15 protein-coding genes are annotated in these 16111 nt (G+C 44.2%); 4 read left to right on the top strand and 11 right to left on the bottom strand.

Annotation, left to right across the window (positions count from 1 at the left end; genetic code table 11):
• Positions 1–171 precede the first annotated feature (171 nt).
• From hemF to QNM18_RS22600, 6 genes are all read right to left on the bottom strand, one after another.
• Positions 172–1095, bottom strand: a complete 924-nt coding sequence (gene hemF, locus QNM18_RS22625; protein WP_211013396.1) for an oxygen-dependent coproporphyrinogen oxidase — start codon at positions 1093–1095, stop codon at positions 172–174.
• A gap of 4 nt (positions 1096–1099) precedes the next feature.
• Positions 1100–1675: an L-threonylcarbamoyladenylate synthase type 1 TsaC gene (gene tsaC, locus QNM18_RS22620; protein WP_211013395.1), complete on the bottom strand. Its 576-nt coding sequence runs from the start codon at positions 1673–1675 to the stop codon at positions 1100–1102.
• Positions 1662–2240 carry a DNA topoisomerase family protein gene (locus tag QNM18_RS22615; protein WP_284138500.1) on the bottom strand — a complete coding sequence of 193 codons (579 nt, stop codon included), beginning with the start codon at positions 2238–2240 and terminating at the stop codon, positions 1662–1664. Before QNM18_RS22615 ends, tsaC begins: the two co-directional genes overlap by 14 nt.
• Positions 2241–2462: 222 nt before the next feature.
• Positions 2463–2936 carry a DUF494 family protein gene (locus QNM18_RS22610; RefSeq protein WP_023400979.1) on the bottom strand — a complete coding sequence of 158 codons (474 nt, stop codon included), beginning with the start codon at positions 2934–2936 and terminating at the stop codon, positions 2463–2465.
• A gap of 2 nt (positions 2937–2938) precedes the next feature.
• On the bottom strand, positions 2939–4018 hold the full coding sequence (dprA, locus tag QNM18_RS22605; RefSeq protein WP_284138499.1) for a DNA-processing protein DprA: 1080 nt from the start codon (positions 4016–4018) through the stop codon (positions 2939–2941).
• 25 nt (positions 4019–4043) lie between these two features.
• The gene (locus tag QNM18_RS22600) at positions 4044–5156 is read right to left on the bottom strand and encodes a LysM peptidoglycan-binding domain-containing protein (protein WP_211013392.1); all 1113 of its coding nucleotides are present in this window, start codon (positions 5154–5156) and stop codon (positions 4044–4046) included.
• A gap of 116 nt (positions 5157–5272) precedes the next feature.
• On the opposite strand from QNM18_RS22600, the gene def reads away from it, so the two are divergent.
• From def to trkA, 4 genes are read left to right on the top strand one after another with little or no spacing between them, the layout of a single operon-like run.
• On the top strand, positions 5273–5782 hold the full coding sequence (gene def / locus QNM18_RS22595; protein WP_211013391.1) for a peptide deformylase: 510 nt from the start codon (positions 5273–5275) through the stop codon (positions 5780–5782).
• Between the two features lie 30 nt (positions 5783–5812).
• A complete protein-coding gene (gene fmt / locus QNM18_RS22590; RefSeq protein ID WP_284138498.1) occupies positions 5813–6757 on the top strand; it encodes a methionyl-tRNA formyltransferase in 945 nt (314 codons plus the stop codon).
• The gene (gene rsmB, locus QNM18_RS22585) at positions 6757–8040 is read left to right on the top strand and encodes a 16S rRNA (cytosine(967)-C(5))-methyltransferase RsmB (RefSeq protein WP_284138497.1); all 1284 of its coding nucleotides are present in this window, start codon (positions 6757–6759) and stop codon (positions 8038–8040) included. Before fmt ends, rsmB begins: the two co-directional genes overlap by 1 nt.
• A gap of 18 nt (positions 8041–8058) precedes the next feature.
• A complete protein-coding gene (gene trkA / locus QNM18_RS22580; protein ID WP_039611126.1) occupies positions 8059–9435 on the top strand; it encodes a Trk system potassium transporter TrkA in 1377 nt (458 codons plus the stop codon).
• A 55-nt stretch (positions 9436–9490) separates the two neighbouring features.
• Here trkA and QNM18_RS22575 read toward each other — a convergent pair whose 3' ends face one another.
• From QNM18_RS22575 to QNM18_RS22555, 5 genes are all read right to left on the bottom strand, one after another.
• On the bottom strand, positions 9491–10168 hold the full coding sequence (locus QNM18_RS22575) for a flagellar brake domain-containing protein (protein WP_023400971.1): 678 nt from the start codon (positions 10166–10168) through the stop codon (positions 9491–9493).
• Positions 10169–10421: 253 nt separating this feature from the next.
• Positions 10422–11873 (bottom strand): TrkH family potassium uptake protein, encoded by a 1452-nt coding sequence (locus QNM18_RS22570; RefSeq protein ID WP_023400970.1) that lies wholly within the window; start codon positions 11871–11873, stop codon positions 10422–10424.
• Between the two features lie 83 nt (positions 11874–11956).
• On the bottom strand, positions 11957–12571 hold the full coding sequence (locus tag QNM18_RS22565; protein ID WP_211013387.1) for a YigZ family protein: 615 nt from the start codon (positions 12569–12571) through the stop codon (positions 11957–11959).
• A 91-nt stretch (positions 12572–12662) separates the two neighbouring features.
• Complete coding sequence (gene pepQ, locus QNM18_RS22560; RefSeq protein ID WP_284138496.1) at positions 12663–13985, bottom strand: Xaa-Pro dipeptidase; 1323 nt, start codon at positions 13983–13985, stop codon at positions 12663–12665.
• 106 nt (positions 13986–14091) lie between these two features.
• Entirely contained in the window at positions 14092–15960 is a 1869-nt protein-coding gene (locus QNM18_RS22555) for a transglycosylase SLT domain-containing protein (protein WP_284138505.1), read from the bottom strand.
• Between the last annotated feature and the right edge of the window lie 151 nt (positions 15961–16111).

The following is a 16111-nucleotide window of genomic DNA, read 5'->3' as shown; positions in this document are numbered from 1 at the left end:
ATCAACAACGGATAATTTAAAGGCAAGCGAATAATCTTTTTGAGTTCTCTTAGATATTGATGTCATGACATTCTCCAAATTTAAGTTGGAAAAGTGTCAACCTTATTTAGGACGGGACACATACAAATAAAAAAGGAGCATTAAGCTCCTTTTTTATTACACTAATTACTTTTATAACACATCAATGTTTAACCAATCTTGGGGCTTCAAGAAATGCTCATATAGTTTAGCTTCATTCGACCCGGCTTCAGGTGTAAAGTCATACTCCCATCTCGCCAACGGTGGCATAGACATCAGTATAGACTCAGTACGTCCACCACTTTGTAATCCAAATAAAGTTCCCCTATCCCATACAAGATTAAATTCAACGTAGCGGCCACGGCGATAAAGTTGAAATTCACGCTCTTGTTCACTTACAGGCATATCTTTTCTTCGCGAGATGATCGGCGTGTAGGCTGGTAAAAAACCTTTCCCTACCGCTTTCATAAAGGCAAAGCTCTTATCAAAGCCTTCCTCATTTAAATCATCAAAAAATAACCCTCCGACCCCGCGAGTTTCGTCACGATGTTTCAGGTAAAAATAATCATCACACCATTTTTTATACTTCGGATAAACTTCGTCACCAAACGGTGTGCATAAGTCTTTCGCCACTTGGTGCCAATGTTTTACATCTTCCAAATGAGGGTAAAAAGGCGTTAGGTCAAAGCCACCACCAAACCACCAAATCGGCGCTTCTCCCTCTTTCTCAGCAATAAAAAAGCGTACGTTTGCGTGGCTAGTTGGTATATGTGGGTTTTTTGGATGGATCACCAAAGAAACACCACACGCGTGAAAACTTCTGCCAGCTAACTCAGGGCGATGTGCTGTCGCTGAAGCAGGCATTGACGCCCCAAAAACATGGGAGTAATTAACTCCACCTTGCTCTATGACTGTACCGCCTTTAAGCACTCGAGTTCGACCGCCGCCACCTTCTGCCCGCTCCCAGCTATCTTCAACAAACTTGCCGCTGCCATCTGCTTGTTCTAATCCTTGGCAAATGTCATCCTGAAGCTGTAATAAAAACGCTTTAACCGTCTCTAAATTCACTTTACTCACGTCATTAGTTCCTAAATACTTGACCAGTCATTGCATCGCGGATTTGGCTGGGTGTATTACGCCCGCCTAGCTCACCCTCTTGATAATAGCCAACCCGATCACCAAACATGCTCTGGGCCTGCGCAATCGTCATAGCTGGCTCTTCGCCGCTAAAATTAGCACTGGTTGAGACTAAAGGCTTACCAAATGATTTGCATAGTTGTTTAACAACGGGGTGATCAGTCACACGAACAGCAATACTTGTATGCTCACCAGTTAGCCATTTGGGCGTTGTCGACTTTGCAGGCAATACCCAAGTCACGGGCCCTGGCCAAGCTGAAAATATTTCGGCACGCTTGTCCATTGGAATTTTTGCATCGTCAACATAGTCTAAGCACTGAGCAAAGTTATCGGCAATCAAAATCAGCCCTTTCTCAATTGGACGTTCTTTCAGTGCCAATAGTTTGTGGACTGCGCTTTCACTGTCTGGATCACAACCCAGCCCAAAAATGGCTTCTGTTGGATAACAGATCAACTCGCCTTGGCGCAACGCTTCAATGGCTGTTTGCGGCTTAGTTGTTTGGTTTTCATTGTGATTCATAGGGATCCTCAATCATATGCTGACAAGCTTTTTGCGGACATTGTAGCATAGCTTTACCCGCACGCTTTTTTTGTACCATGACGGGCCAATCACATTGTTCACATTGGTGTGCAACAGGGAGCTGATTCAAGCTATATTTACATTTAGGGTAAGCGTCACACGCGTAAAAAAACTTGCCATATTTGTTCTGTCTTTTTTGTAAGTGCCCATTTTGACATTTTGGACATGCTGGAAACGCCTGTGTTTCCTCTTCTTCTTCATGCACAATAAAATGGCACTCTGGATAACCTGTGCAACTGATAAACATACCGTATCGACCATTTCTTATCACGAGGTCGCGACCACACTCTGGACAAGGTGCATCGTCCAATATTTTAATGTCATGGCTGTCATGATGAGCAAAAGAGCGAATATAATCACATGTCGGGTAACTGGCACAGCCAAGAAAAGCCCCGTTTTTAGAATGTTTGACCACCAACTCTGAACCACATTTTGGGCAGACTTCATACTCCTTTTCCAATGCATGTTGATCCGCATTAAAAAGAGAGTGATCAATTTTGCTCATTTTACTCACCTTAAACTGTGCACACACTGTGCTATTTTACTGCGTATCGATATAAGGACAACTAAAACACGCTCGAAGGTCTAAATGTTTGCGACATATATCTCAGTGAGCTGAAGAAAAATAAAGAGAATGTTATGAATCGCACGTCGAAGCTTAGAGGACGTACTGAACTAGCTTTGATTTGATACGGCATTTTGATCTCTCAAAGATGCCGTAAACCTGTTAATGCAATAGCCCTGATGGCTGTTCGAAGATCAGATCTTCCATCTGTGCATATGCATGTTCTTTACCTGGCACGTTAAATAGCACCATTAATATCACCCACTTCAAATCGTCAAGGCAGATAGATGACTTTTCTAACGCCAGCATTCGATCAATGACCATTTCTCTTGTTGTACAATCTATCACACCAATTTGTTCTACAAACATTAAAAAACCACGACACTCAACATCTAATACACGGCACTCTTCTTGAGTATAAATACGTATCGCAGAGTCAGGTTTGGCATTGAGATAAGGAAACTCATCACTGTGTTGAAGATCGGCAAGCTGCTCTAACCAATCCAATGCTTTGTATATTTCAGCTTGGTCAAAGCCTGCACCTACTAATTCGTCTGTTAGTTGATTTTGCTCTACGAAGATATCCGCTTCGCTATGAATATAGTTCTCAAATAAATACATCAGGATATCAAACATGTTTAACCCCTCGCTAATTTGATGTAGCCGTTTAATACACGTTCTACTTTGTCTTCAAGCTCTAAGTCCAATAGTCTGGCAAGTACCTGCTCTACTGGCCACTGGGTCCTCAGCGCTAAGGTATCGACGTCAGTTACCTCATAACCGAGATTTTGCAAAACGGGGCAAGTCTCCTGTTTTCTCTCACTTTCTATAATATATAGACTGTTTTCGGGTAAAAAGCTCACCTCTTCGATAATATCACTGACATTTTCAGTGAGCTTGGCGCCCTGCTTGATCAAAAAGTGACACCCCTCAGATAGACTGTGACGTATCGAACCTGGAATAGCAAAAACTTCCTTATTTTGCTCTATCGCATATCGTGCAGTCACCAGTGAACCGCTTTTTATTTCGGCTTCGACCAACAACACCCCCAAGGATAACCCTGAAATTATTCGATTCCGCCGAGGAAAATTAGTTCCATGCGGTAAGGTTCCAGGCACAAACTCACTCACTATGAGCCCCTGCTCAACAATGCGCCAATACAATTCCGTATGACGTTTTGGGTAAACTACGTCCGCTCCAGTCCCCATCACAGCAATGGTCCCGCCCGACGTACTCAATGCACCACAGTGCGCCGCTCCATCAATCCCCCGTGCCATCCCCGACGTCGTAACAAAATTAGCCTCTCCTAACTGGCGTGCAAAATCATAGCCAATCTCTTTTCCCATACGGGAGGCACTGCGGCTGCCAACAATGGCTATTTGAGGTTGATGCAATAGCGCTCTATTACCCCGACAAAATAATAACCAAGGAGGACTACATATATGTGTCAATGCTGCGGGATACTGTTCATCAAAGTAATGAATGACATGAATATTTAGGGCTGTACACTGTTCAATGATCCGGTCGACGTGAGACCAATCTGTGGTGATGAGTTGCTGCGCCAGCTTTTCATTGAGCCCTAATTGGCAAAGATCAGCTTTTGATAACGTAAAAACGTCAGGTAGAGGGACTTTTTGTTGTAGCGCCAAAATAGTACTCACTCCCAACCCACGACAAAGGTGAAGTGCTAGCGCCTCTCTCAATGATATTGTGGTCATGCTCCCTCCTTGAGCAATTTATTAATCAATTCGTTACGCTGTCTCCTACTTGGATAGGTTGCGATGTTTTCATGACCATTGCGTAACTAATATTGTCATAGACTTTAAATAACATCAGCTCGCCGACTTTTTCGCTCGGCATATGCCATACTGTGCTATTTTCACTATTTCCCTCTCCAAACCACGAGCCGACATCGCCAATCAGTTTATCCAAACTGCTTGAATCTTCGATATACTTTGGTGTGCCGTCACGCTCTACAACGGTTGGAGATTGACGAAAAATATCGAGTACATTGCCTTCTACCAACTGCTGCTTGCTGCCAACATTAAGCACAACAACCGACATCGGGCCAAATTCTCTGTGCTGATTGCTACTGGCAATTATCTCCCCCTCAACACCTTGGCTTGGCTTGCTCATTTTAAAGTTGGCCTTGTGGTCTTGCCCCTGAGATAATGGCATTACAAAATCTCCAGCTTTAATTTCTCGCTTTACCGTTTCAACTTTAACCGTACTAGGCACCCCATCAGCGATATCGCCCGGCTCAAGTGCGCGAGCAGTGCCCACCAGCATGGTTTCATATGCTAAAGTCCGCAAGCCATCTTTATAAGGCTTGCCTTGACGATAAATACCATAGTTACCACCACGTTTTAGGTCGCCCTTCACATACAAAAGATGTCCTGTCACACTCATTTTAAAGTTTTTGTTAGAGCCCAAAATGATTGGAAAGACAGCAATATCTCCCTCATCAAGTGCCTGATCGTAGCTTAAATATGGCTCCAGCAATGACAGAGGCAGAGTTGGAATTGCCGATCCTTTTGCCTCGATGATACGCACACTCGGGGATAGTTTTCTTACCCCTTTATCAATTATTAATACCGGATTTCCGTGCTCATCTACCCCGAGAGATAAAATATCACCAGGATAAATGAGATGTGGATTATTAATTTGAGGGTTTTGTTGCCATAACTCTGGCCACTTCCATGGACTATTTAAATATAAACTCGAGATATCCCAAAGCGTATCCCCTTTTTTCACAACATATCGCTTGGGCGCATCAGGTTTAACCGTTAATGTATCGGCAATAGCAGGGAATACAGCAGCTGCTGCCAGTATTAAGGCTGCAAATTGAGATTTCATTCCGAATTCCTTGAGTTATTTTTAGATATTATCCACCAAAACCTGTTAAAGGGGAACGTGAATGGCTAAAATAAGAGCATACATTACCCCATTTATAACGACTGTAAAAGGTATCCATGGCAAAGTTAGAAGTGCTTAAATTTCCAGATGAGCGTTTGCGTACAGTTGCAAAGCCCGTTGAAGAAGTAAATGATGAAATCCGTCAAATCGTCAAAGACATGTTAGAGACCATGTATGATGAAAATGGTGTTGGTTTAGCAGCAACACAAGTTGATATTCATCAACGTATTGTGGTTATCGATGTTTCAGAAGAGCGCAACGAGCCGTACGTATTAATAAACCCTGAAATTGTCGCATCTGAAGGGAACATGGTATGCGAAGAGGGGTGTCTGTCTGTTCCTTATTCATATGCAAAAGTTGATCGTGCTGAAAAAGTCACCGTCAAAGCACTTAATGAGCACGGTGAGGAATATCAGTTTGACGCACAAGAGCTGCTTTCTAATTGTGTGCAACATGAATTAGACCACCTTGTAGGCAAACTTTTTATTGATTACTTGTCGCCACTTAAGCGTCAGCGCATTAAAAAGAAAATAGAAAAAGAAGCCCGCCTTGCGGCAAAAGCATAATCATTCAAATATTAATTGGACAATTTATTCGTGAATAACCCTTTGCGTATAGTATTTGCGGGCACGCCAGATTTTGCTGCACGCCACCTTCAAGCATTGCTCGACTCTCATCACGAAGTCGTTGCAGTTTACAGCACACCAGACAAACCAGCGGGTCGCGGGAAAAAACTTAAAGCTAGTGAAGTCAAAACACTCGCTTTAGAACATGATCTGCCAGTTATTCAGCCTGCGTCACTCAAAAATGAGGAAGCTGCAGCACAATTGGCTGCGCTAAACGCGGATGTCATGGTTGTTGTCGCCTATGGTCTCTTGTTACCAAAAAACATTCTTGAAACACCTAAGTTAGGTTGTCTCAATGTGCATGGTTCCATTTTGCCTAGATGGCGAGGCGCCGCTCCTATTCAACGCGCAATTTGGGCCGGTGATAAAGAAACCGGTGTGACCATCATGCAAATGGATGCAGGGTTAGACACAGGAGATATGTTGCATATCGCCACATGTCCAATCGACGTAAATGAAACCAGTGCCAGCTTGTATGCAAAACTAGCGGAATTAGGCCCTTCAGCATTAGTTGAAACCCTAGATAATTTGGCAGCCGGAAAAGTAACACCTGAGGTGCAGGACGACGCACTGTCAAATTACGCACAAAAGCTTTCAAAACAAGAAGCTGATATCGACTGGGATATGGACGCGATACAAATTGAGCGAAACATTCGCGCGTTTAACCCCTGGCCTATGTGTTTTACACAAATGCAGTCTCAAACGGTAAAGGTCTGGCAGGCCAATGTCGTCGATATGCAAGGTGAAACAGGCACAGTATTACGTGCAGATAAACAAGGTATTGTTATTGCGTGTGGTACCCATGCTTTGCAAATAACCCAGCTGCAACCGCAGGGGAAAAAACCAATGTCTGCACAAGACTTTTTAAATGGTCGTGCTGACTGGGTAACTCCCGGTAACAAGGTGGGTGCATAATGGCGAATGTACGTGCATTAGCGGCACAAACGCTATTCCAAGTAGTTGATAAAGGTAACTCGCTCAGTACACAACTTCCTTACGCTAGCCAAAAGCTACCACTCAAGGACCGCGCGTTACTGCAGCAAATATGTTATGGCGTACTGCGCTATTTACCTAGCCTTGAAAACTACTGCCAGCAATTACTAGAGCAACCTTTGCGCGGTAAGCGCCGGGTCTTTCAGTTTTTGCTATACGTGGGAATTTATCAGCTTCAGCATATGCGTGTTCCTGCACATGCTGCAGTTGCAGAAACGGTGAACGCGCTTAAACCTTTGGGTGCGCCCGGCATGAAAGGCCTAGTCAATGCTGTGCTGCGTAACTTTCAACGCCAGCAAGCAACCTTAGAACAAAGTGCCAATGACATCTTAGTATGTCAGTATAATCACCCTAGTTGGTTCATTAAAAAGCTACAAGCCGCTTATCCGGACTCTTGGGCTGAGATCCTGGAAGCTAACCAAAAGCAAGCACCAATGTGGCTGCGAGTCAATCAGCGCCACGATCATACTCAAGCATATTCTGCACGCCTTGATCAGGCTGAAATCGACCATATCCTTTGCAATGAATACGAAGATGGCATTTTACTAACGCACCCGGTCGATGTCACAAAGCTACCTGATTTTGCGCATGGCGCATGCTCCGTTCAAGATGCAGCAGCGCAAATGGCAGCGCGATTATTAGCACCGCAAGATGGCGATAACATTCTCGATGCCTGCGCAGCACCAGGTGGTAAAACTTGCCACATTTTAGAGCTCGCGGATGCCAATGTAACCGCTTTAGATGCCGATGAAAAACGTTTGGAGCGTGTCGCAGACAACCTCAATAGGCTCTCTTTGGAAGCAGACTGTGTGCACGGCCTCGCTGACGAACCTAACAACTGGTGGCAAGGCGAATTATTTGATCGTATCCTCTTGGATGTGCCTTGCTCTGCTACTGGCGTGATCCGTCGTCATCCTGATATAAAGTGGCTCCGACGTGCGACTGATATCGATGAATTGGCAGCCTTACAGGCAAAAATACTCGATGAAATTTGGCCACTGCTTAAACCGGGAGGGACCTTAGTGTATGCCACTTGTTCAGTACTTCCGCAAGAAAACCACCAGCAGATCAGCGCTTTCTTAAGTCGTACTGGTGATGCGCAACATATTGCACTGCACCCTGAAGATAAGATTGAACAACCCGGCTTACAATTATTGCCAGGTACCACGGATGGCTTCTATTACGCCAAGATACAAAAACAATAATCGCTGTAAGTTTGAGCTATGAAAATCATTATTTTAGGCGCAGGGCAAGTCGGCGGCACCCTCGCAGAAAACTTAGTCGGTGAACAAAACGAAATCACCGTTGTCGATATCGATGGCGAACGCCTTCGAGAGTTACAAGACAAGTATGATTTGCAAGGTGTCAATGGACACAGTGCCCACCCTGAAGTGCTCAGGCAGGCAGGTGCCGAAGATGCTGATATGATCATTGCCGTAACCAGTTCAGATGAAGTGAACATGGTTGCCTGCCAAGTCGCCTATAGTATTTTCAATACGCCCACAAAAATTGCTCGGATCCGTTCCGAGCAATACTTGGACTATCGCGAAAAATTGTTTCATAACGACGATTTACCTGTAGATCATTATATTGCTCCTGAGCAACTGGTGACCAAGTATATTCGTCGCCTAATTGATTATCCTGGCGCATTACAAGTACTGCAATTTGCCGATGGCATGCTCTCTTTAGTGGCCGTGAAAGCCTATTACGGCGGCCTACTCGTTGGCTATGCGCTCTCAGCTTTGAAAGAGCATATTCCCAACGTAGATACTCGCGTGGCGGCAATTTACCGTCAGGGTAAAGCTATCAAGCCCCTAGGTACCACAGTTATTGAAGCAGATGATGAAGTGTTTTTTATCGCCGCAACAAAGCACATTCGCGCCGTAATGAATGAACTGCAAAAACTTGAGCAGTCATACAAAAAAATTATGATCGCCGGCGGTGGTAATATCGGTGCAGGTTTGGCTCGATCACTAGAGAAAAACCATAGTGTTAAACTCATTGAACGCAATCACAGCCGTGCATCTCAACTTTCTGAGATGCTCGACAATACAGTCGTTTTCTGTGGTGATGCCTCTGATCAAGAGCTACTTTCTGAGGAACATATTGAGCAAGTAGATGTCTTTATCGCCGTCACTAACGACGATGAAGCTAATATTATGGCAGCTATGCTCGCAAAGCGCATGGGAGCACAAAAAACCATGGTGCTTATCCAGCGAAGTGCGTATGTTGACCTCGTCCAAGGGGGCGAAATAGACATTGCCATTTCGCCGCAGCAAGCCACTATTTCAGCACTGCTGACACATGTGCGTCGCGGCGACATTGTCAATGTTTACTCTCTTCGTAAGGGCGCGGCGGAGGCCATTGAAGCTGTTGCACATGGCGACGAAAATACGTCCAAAGTCGTGGGGCGGGCGATCCGAGATATTAAATTGCCCCATGGTACAACCATAGGTGCCATTGTCCGAGACTCAGAGGTATTGATCGCGCACGACCACACTGTTATTGAATCTGGCGACCATGTGATCATGTTCTTGATTGATAAAAAGCAAATTGGCGTTGTAGAAAAGCTCTTCCAAGTCAGTGCACTATTTGTTTAATTGGTGCTTTATGGCATTCCCGGTTATGCTCCGTAATGCCATCACCCTCTGTCTATTATTCATGACCCAGTGCTGAGATATCAATCAAATAGTCTTTTAGTATCGCTTGCACTTTTTCATCCTGACTTTCTAGGTGGATACCCAGTGATACCGTGTCTTCATTACTTTCTTTGACACGGCAAACTTTACCAGTCAACGTCGATTTTTGTGCACCTTTTCCTTCGATTAAAATTTCACAAGTCAGCTCTTTTAAATCATCCGGCAAATGCGTTTTTTGTACATCAAACATCAACCCAGCCAATGAGATATCTTTGATCACACCCACCTCACTTTTTCCCTCAACACTGAGTACCGCAGGGATCAAAGTCGGAATGCGAGTTTGTGCTCTCAACTTATAAGTTTGAACCTCATTAGGATAAAAAAGATAGATGAGTCGAGCTGGGTGAGTCGTCACCGCCTTTATAGTCTCCTTAAAAGCGATGATTTGCCCCTCACCTTCTTCAGGCAAAGCACGGACAATCACTTCAGTGCCTTCTTTAACGTAGTCCAAAGCAGCACCTAAGCGTTGATGGCTAGGTTGATTTAGAATGATAAACTGATTTTCAAGTGCACCTACAAACTCGGTTTTTATCCGTTTGCGATTTGCTGGCAATACAATCTCCATATCTACAATACTGCCCGCTCGCATCTGTAATACCTGCAAACGATTCTCTGCCAGCTCATTTATAGTCATGCCAAATACCTCTAACGCTTCCATTGTTTATTTTAGCAGTATGACGCCAAATTATGACGCCATCGCACAATTACTATGAATTATCGTCTCCACAATCAAAAACTTTAACTTTCTCGTATGGTTTCACACTAGATAATGGGTTTGCACTGGCGCAGTCAGACTTTTGGGCGGGGCATAACTTTACAGAGGGTTAAACAATATTGTTTTACCAAGGCACTTCTCGCCTTGGTAAAACAAAAGGCAAATGGTCCGTCTAACCACGCCAGAACGTTGGTGTAAATAGCACCAGTAGAGTAAATATTTCTAAACGACCAAACACCATGGCTAGAGTTAATATCCATTTAGCTGTGTCAGTTATATCTCCATAGTGAGCCGCTACATCACCCAACCCGGGGCCAAGGTTGTTTAGACACGCTGCTGTCGCAGAGAACGCTGTAATGTTATCAAGTCCTGTACCTAGGAGTGCTATCATAATGATCACAAATACCAAAGCATAAGCTGAGAAAAACCCCCATACAGCTTCAACGACTTTATCAGGTAACGCTTTTCTGCCTAACTTTATTGAATAAATCGCTCTGGGGTGTACCAATCGGTTTAGCTCCCGGATCCCTTGTAGATAAAGTAAGAATACGCGAACTACTTTCATTCCCCCACCAGTTGACCCTGCGCATCCCCCAATAAAACTCGAGAAAATCAATAAAATTGGTAAAAACAATGGCCAAGCGGAAAAGCTATCCGTCGCAAATCCAGCTGTGGTACTAATTGATACCGCCTGAAATAGCGCATGATCTAAGGTTTCATCACCATCACTATAGACTTGGTTAGATGACAACACAGCAAAACAGATCACCACCAGCGCAAGTTGAATAAACAAAAAGACTTTGAATTCAGGATCGCGTAAATAAGCACGGACACTTCGGCTAGCAACTGCGGCGTAGTGAAGGGAAAAGTTAATGGCCGCAATCAACAAAAATACGACGCAAATAAAGTTTATCATCGGGCTGTCAAAGTGACCGATTGAAGCGTCATAAGTCGAAAAGCCACCGATGGCAATGGTCGCAAACGCATGGCAAATCGCGTCAAACCACCCCATGCCTGCAACCTTATACGCCAGCGTACATGCTGCTGTTAACGCCACATAAATATACCAGAGGTGTTTTGCCGTATCGGCAATACGCGGCGTCATTTTTGAGTCTTTGACTGGGCCCGGTGTTTCGGCTCTATAGAGCTGCATACCACCGACACCAAGCATAGGCAGCACTGCAACCGCAAGTACAATGATCCCCATACCGCCAAGCCATTGCAATTGCTGACGATAAAACAGCACCGACTTGGGTAAGTATTCAATCCCGGTCAAAACGGTTGCACCTGTCGTTGTCAGCCCTGAAAAGGCTTCAAAAACAGCATCGGCAAAGGATAAATTAGGTTCATCGAGGAAAATCAGGGGTACAGAGGCAAACGAGCCCAGTACTAACCAGAATAAAACCACGATTAAAAAACCCTCTCGGGCTTTGAGCTCTCCGCGCTCTTTACGGTTTGGGTAATAGGCCATTAAGCCAATTAGCACGCTAAAGATAAAGGCCAAAACAAATGGTACACCTCCACCATCTTTATAAATCAAAGAGACCAGTGCCGGTGGTACCATAGTCAAGCTAAACAGTGCGACTAATTGACCGAGTATTTTTATGATGGTACGAAATTGCATAACGCAGATCGCTTGTTGTTATGATTAGATCTGATTGTCTAATACACTTAGGCGTTAGTAAACCTCATAACCCTACAAAGCAATTACTTTTGTATCTTCATTGCCACACTGCCATGAGTAAGGTCGAAAATAGATTGTATTGCCGCTTTAGCTTCACGTGCGTCAATCTCAATTCTCCAACCAATGTTTGCTGTGAACTGATGTTGAATACTCAATATCTGATAGTGGCTGGCCAAGTGTTGTTCTATCACACCTTGCAATGCATAGTCAGAGTTTCCTACTAATAACGCAGCAGGTACTTTCAAAGCTGTAGGCAATACACTTAGAGCATTATTAAGTGTACCGCCATAAGCGCGAACCAGCCCACCTGTACCAAGTTTGATACCGCCGAAGTAACGTGTTGTCACCGCAGTAATTTCACCGATGCCAGAACCCATCAATACATTCAACATAGGTTTGCCAGCAGTACCATTTGGCTCACCATCATCAGAGAAACCCAATACATGACTCCCCCCTGGTGCACCAGCCACGTGTGCCCAACAATTGTGGCGCGCATCAGGGTATGCTTCATTAATACTGCGAATAAACGCCTTGGCGGCTTCAACAGTAGGCGTATGTGCGACATGTACCAAAAAAGTACTTTTTTTAATCTCTTCGTGATGAGAGATGGTTTCAGTGGGGATTTTATATTCAGACATAAATTATTTTCTAACAAAAAGGAGCCTCACGACTCCTCTTGATAAAACAGCTTGAGTGGCCATTCACTCGCAAAAAGACAAACTCTGATGATTAATCTAAGTTCAATGCTCGTGTCATATTTTCTAAACGGTCTTGGTGAACAATGATGTTATCTTCAATACGGATCCCACCATATGGTTTGAATTCCTCAACCTTGTCCCAATTTACATGCTGAGCATGCTCGCTCTTCGCTAAATCACCAAGTAAAGAGTCTATAAAGTATAAACCAGGCTCAATAGTAAACACTTGGCCCGCTTCAATACGTCTTGTACAACGCAAGAATGGATGACCTTCAGGTGGCGCTTGATGTGTGCCTTGTTCATCAGCCATAAACCCACCCATATCATGCACTTGTAATCCAATATGATGCCCTAATCCATGTGGGAAGAAAGTCGAAGAAATCCCCTTCTCCACGATGTGTTCAGCACTTAGATTAACCACTTTAAAGTCTGCCAAGATCTGCGCCATGCGCAGGTGGCAATCAATATGTAGATCACCGTACAATTTACCAGGTTCAAGTGCATTGCCCAGCGCTATCTGATGTTGATTGAGGGCATCGACCATTTCAGCAAATTGACCCTGTTTTGCAAAGTCATATGTTCGCGTAATATCTGATGCATAGCCGTTAAAGTTTGCACCAGCATCAATCAGGAATGATAGATGCTCACTCGGCGTCTGGCGTTCAAAATGGGTGTAGTGCAAAATCGCACAATGTTTATTCAGCGCAACAATATTACCGTAAGGAGTGTCATTTTCCATGTGTGATGTTGCATTCAGATAAGCTTGCTGAATAGAAAACTCAGAGCCGCCCGCATAAAACTCATCTCTTGCCGCCATGTGACCAAGTACAGCAATTCGATTTGCTTCACGTAAACACGTCATTTCATATTGGGTTTTGTATGCTCGATGATAGTGCAAATAGTTCAGTATCGACTCTGGATTCATTTGGCCAAAGCCCAATGCTTGCGCAACTTCTAAATACTCACCAATATAAGCAAACTTTTCTTTATCGTAAGGGAGTAATTTTTCGACCTGCTCCGGGTGCACTAATAGCGTAATATCAAAATAGTCGGCCCAAAAGTCATTTGGCTCATCCGGTACTTTGTGCCAAAAATCCACTGGGCGGTAGAAGATCAATTTTGGTTTATCTGTGCCATTGACCACCAGCCAACAGTGCGGGTTATCGATGACCGGTAACCAGGCTTTAAATTGTGGGTTAACCTTGAATGGATAATACATGTCGTCCAAAAACTGACGTTTAGCTTGGCCTGAATGAATGACAAGACCATCTAAGCCCTCACGTTCAACGATGGTTTTTGTGCGCGCCTGAAGCGTGGTGATATGCTCTGCATACAAGTTTGCTAATGTGTCCACGGTGTACCCATATTTATTCAAATTATTTATAACTGAGTCTAACATAGCACCGTCGCAAAAACGATGCCATGTCAACCCTTTGAAGCGACGCCTTTAACCGTCAAGTTTAACGTTTGCCGCCTATATTCATATCCAAGATCCCTGCCAATACGTTCCCATCTCGCCCTAATTTAGTGTGATACACCTGACGATATGCCATGACATTTTTGACATAATCTCGAGTTTCACGATAAGGGATCAGTTCGATCCATAGCTCTGCTGGCATCGCTTCACTGGGGATCCAGCGCTTTACGCGGTGATAACCCGCATTGTATGACGCTGTTGCCAATATCTCATTCCCCTTAGTTTTACGCTTAAGATACTCTAGATAGTCAGTACCAAGGCGAATATTCGTCGCGGGCTTCATCAGTTGTTTTTTAGTCACACGCTTTTTCGCTACATATCGCGCAGTACTCGGTAAAAGCTGCATCAATCCGTAGGCATCAGCCGAAGATCTCGCATCCGGAGCGAAGCTACTCTCGCGACGGGCAACTGCATAGCTCCATGCTAAATCGACACGGTTTCTTTCACTGTAACGTTCGAATAGGTTATCAAACGCCATAGGAAAGCGTAGGTCGACATAATTCCATGCCTTGATCTGTGCCAAGGTATAGATAGTGCTATCATACCAATCTAATTCAGCGGCCAGCATTGATGCAGCAAGCTTTTCCTCTGTACTGGATGTATTGGTTAGATAATTCCATTCTCTGCGCGCTTGTGTAAAACGCTCCAGCTCATACAAGGCTTTCGCTCGTTTAAAACCTGGGGCCTGCGACACATTCGCCAAGGTTTGTTCATTGACATCAAGAGATTGAGTGTTCATTGAAGGAGGCAAATCTAATCGTGCAGCGGCTAAAAAGCCATAGTAATCTCGTTTAGTAGCTAATGCCTGCCACAACGCGGTTGCTTTAGCATTATCACCACGTTTGAAATAGCTATAGCCGAGCCAATAGGTTTGCCCGTTACTCAAATTATCCATGCCAGTAAACAGCGCCGCTATACCTGCCCAATCTTGCTCTTTTAACATGTTACTCATTAACCACTGGCGTAACTTAACATCTTGCTGCTCAGTGGGTACTTTATTGAGCCAAAATCGGGCTTCTTCATGGCCCTTTGACGCCAACGCCAGAGCAAATCGATATGCGACGCTATCTTTTTGTGCCTGGCTGAACTCAAACATCCCCTGTAACTTATCCCACGCGCGCAGCGCCAACTTAGGGTCGCGCCAGATCAGTCGGCGCACACCATATACCGCTATCTCACTTTCCTTTTGATTGCGATGTTTATAACGGTATAACCCCGCTGACGCACTGGGGTCTCTGCGTACAGCCACGTATAGATCGGCGAGATATGCCTCTCGCCTTGGCAATAAGGTTTTGAGATATTTAATCAGTGACGTCTGCCCTCCTTGCGCCGCCTTGGTAATGCGTTCCCAAATTAGCGCTTGGTCACGATAACCAGCTTTTTGCCACTGGGAGAAAAGCCTGTCGCACGCTTTTGGTTGAGACTTTCCTACCACCCACAATGGCGCTACCTGATCTAAAATCGCTTTTTTGGGCGCCCCCAGATCCAGTTGAAATTGCAAGTAAGTACATTTTAGCTCTGCATTACTGGTGTCTTGATAATGTTCAATAAATAGTGCTTTTTTACCGCGACGCTTTAAATAGTTAAGCCAGCTTTTTCGAAGTGGCCAATCTAGCGGAGTATGATCATAAACAGATAAAAAGCGTGAAATTTCTTCTTGATACTTTAGTTTTGGATGACGTTTATAAAATGTCATCTCAACATAGGGTTTCAAAGGGTGCTCGAGTTCATCGAGTGTCTGTTTGAATTTTTTATAGTTTCCTGACCAAGCAACACGTTCTGCTTGAATAAAATCTTGATGGGGTTTTTGCGCGTACCCTTGGGCACTTAACAAAGTGAAAAAAGCGCACATACCCGTACTAATAAACCGAGAGATCCGTAATTTCATGGCGACCTATGCTTTACATAAATGCGTTGTATATCTAGACCCAGCATATTTTTAATATCATGACTTAAATACAATAAACTGAGTTCATTCCTTAACTTTACTGCTTTATAGCAGA

It is taken from the genome of Pseudoalteromonas obscura (genome assembly GCF_030135505.1).
GTDB lineage: Bacteria > Pseudomonadota > Gammaproteobacteria > Enterobacterales > Alteromonadaceae > Pseudoalteromonas > Pseudoalteromonas obscura.
Note: the sequence above shows the minus strand (reverse complement) of the source record. Positions and strands in the feature narration are given on the sequence as shown.

What these genes read in the sequence shown, in the direction of transcription:
- QNM18_RS22565 (WP_211013387.1), bottom strand. Translation starts at nt 12,571, where the DNA reads ATGTCTGAATATAAAATCCCCACTGAAACCATCTCTCATCACGAAGAG.
- QNM18_RS22600 (WP_211013392.1), bottom strand. Translation starts at nt 5,156, where the DNA reads ATGAAATCTCAATTTGCAGCCTTAATACTGGCAGCAGCTGCTGTATTC.
- QNM18_RS22610 (WP_023400979.1), bottom strand. Translation starts at nt 2,936, where the DNA reads ATGTTTGATATCCTGATGTATTTATTTGAGAACTATATTCATAGCGAA.
- QNM18_RS22615 (WP_284138500.1), bottom strand. Translation starts at nt 2,240, where the DNA reads ATGAGCAAAATTGATCACTCTCTTTTTAATGCGGATCAACATGCATTG.
- QNM18_RS22575 (WP_023400971.1), bottom strand. Translation starts at nt 10,168, where the DNA reads ATGACTATAAATGAGCTGGCAGAGAATCGTTTGCAGGTATTACAGATG.
- trkA (WP_039611126.1), top strand. Translation starts at nt 8,059, where the DNA reads ATGAAAATCATTATTTTAGGCGCAGGGCAAGTCGGCGGCACCCTCGCA.
- rsmB (WP_284138497.1), top strand. Translation starts at nt 6,757, where the DNA reads ATGGCGAATGTACGTGCATTAGCGGCACAAACGCTATTCCAAGTAGTT.
- QNM18_RS22570 (WP_023400970.1), bottom strand. Translation starts at nt 11,873, where the DNA reads ATGCAATTTCGTACCATCATAAAAATACTCGGTCAATTAGTCGCACTG.
- def (WP_211013391.1), top strand. Translation starts at nt 5,273, where the DNA reads ATGGCAAAGTTAGAAGTGCTTAAATTTCCAGATGAGCGTTTGCGTACA.
- dprA (WP_284138499.1), bottom strand. Translation starts at nt 4,018, where the DNA reads ATGACCACAATATCATTGAGAGAGGCGCTAGCACTTCACCTTTGTCGT.
- QNM18_RS22555 (WP_284138505.1), bottom strand. Translation starts at nt 15,960, where the DNA reads ATGTGCGCTTTTTTCACTTTGTTAAGTGCCCAAGGGTACGCGCAAAAA.
- tsaC (WP_211013395.1), bottom strand. Translation starts at nt 1,675, where the DNA reads ATGAATCACAATGAAAACCAAACAACTAAGCCGCAAACAGCCATTGAA.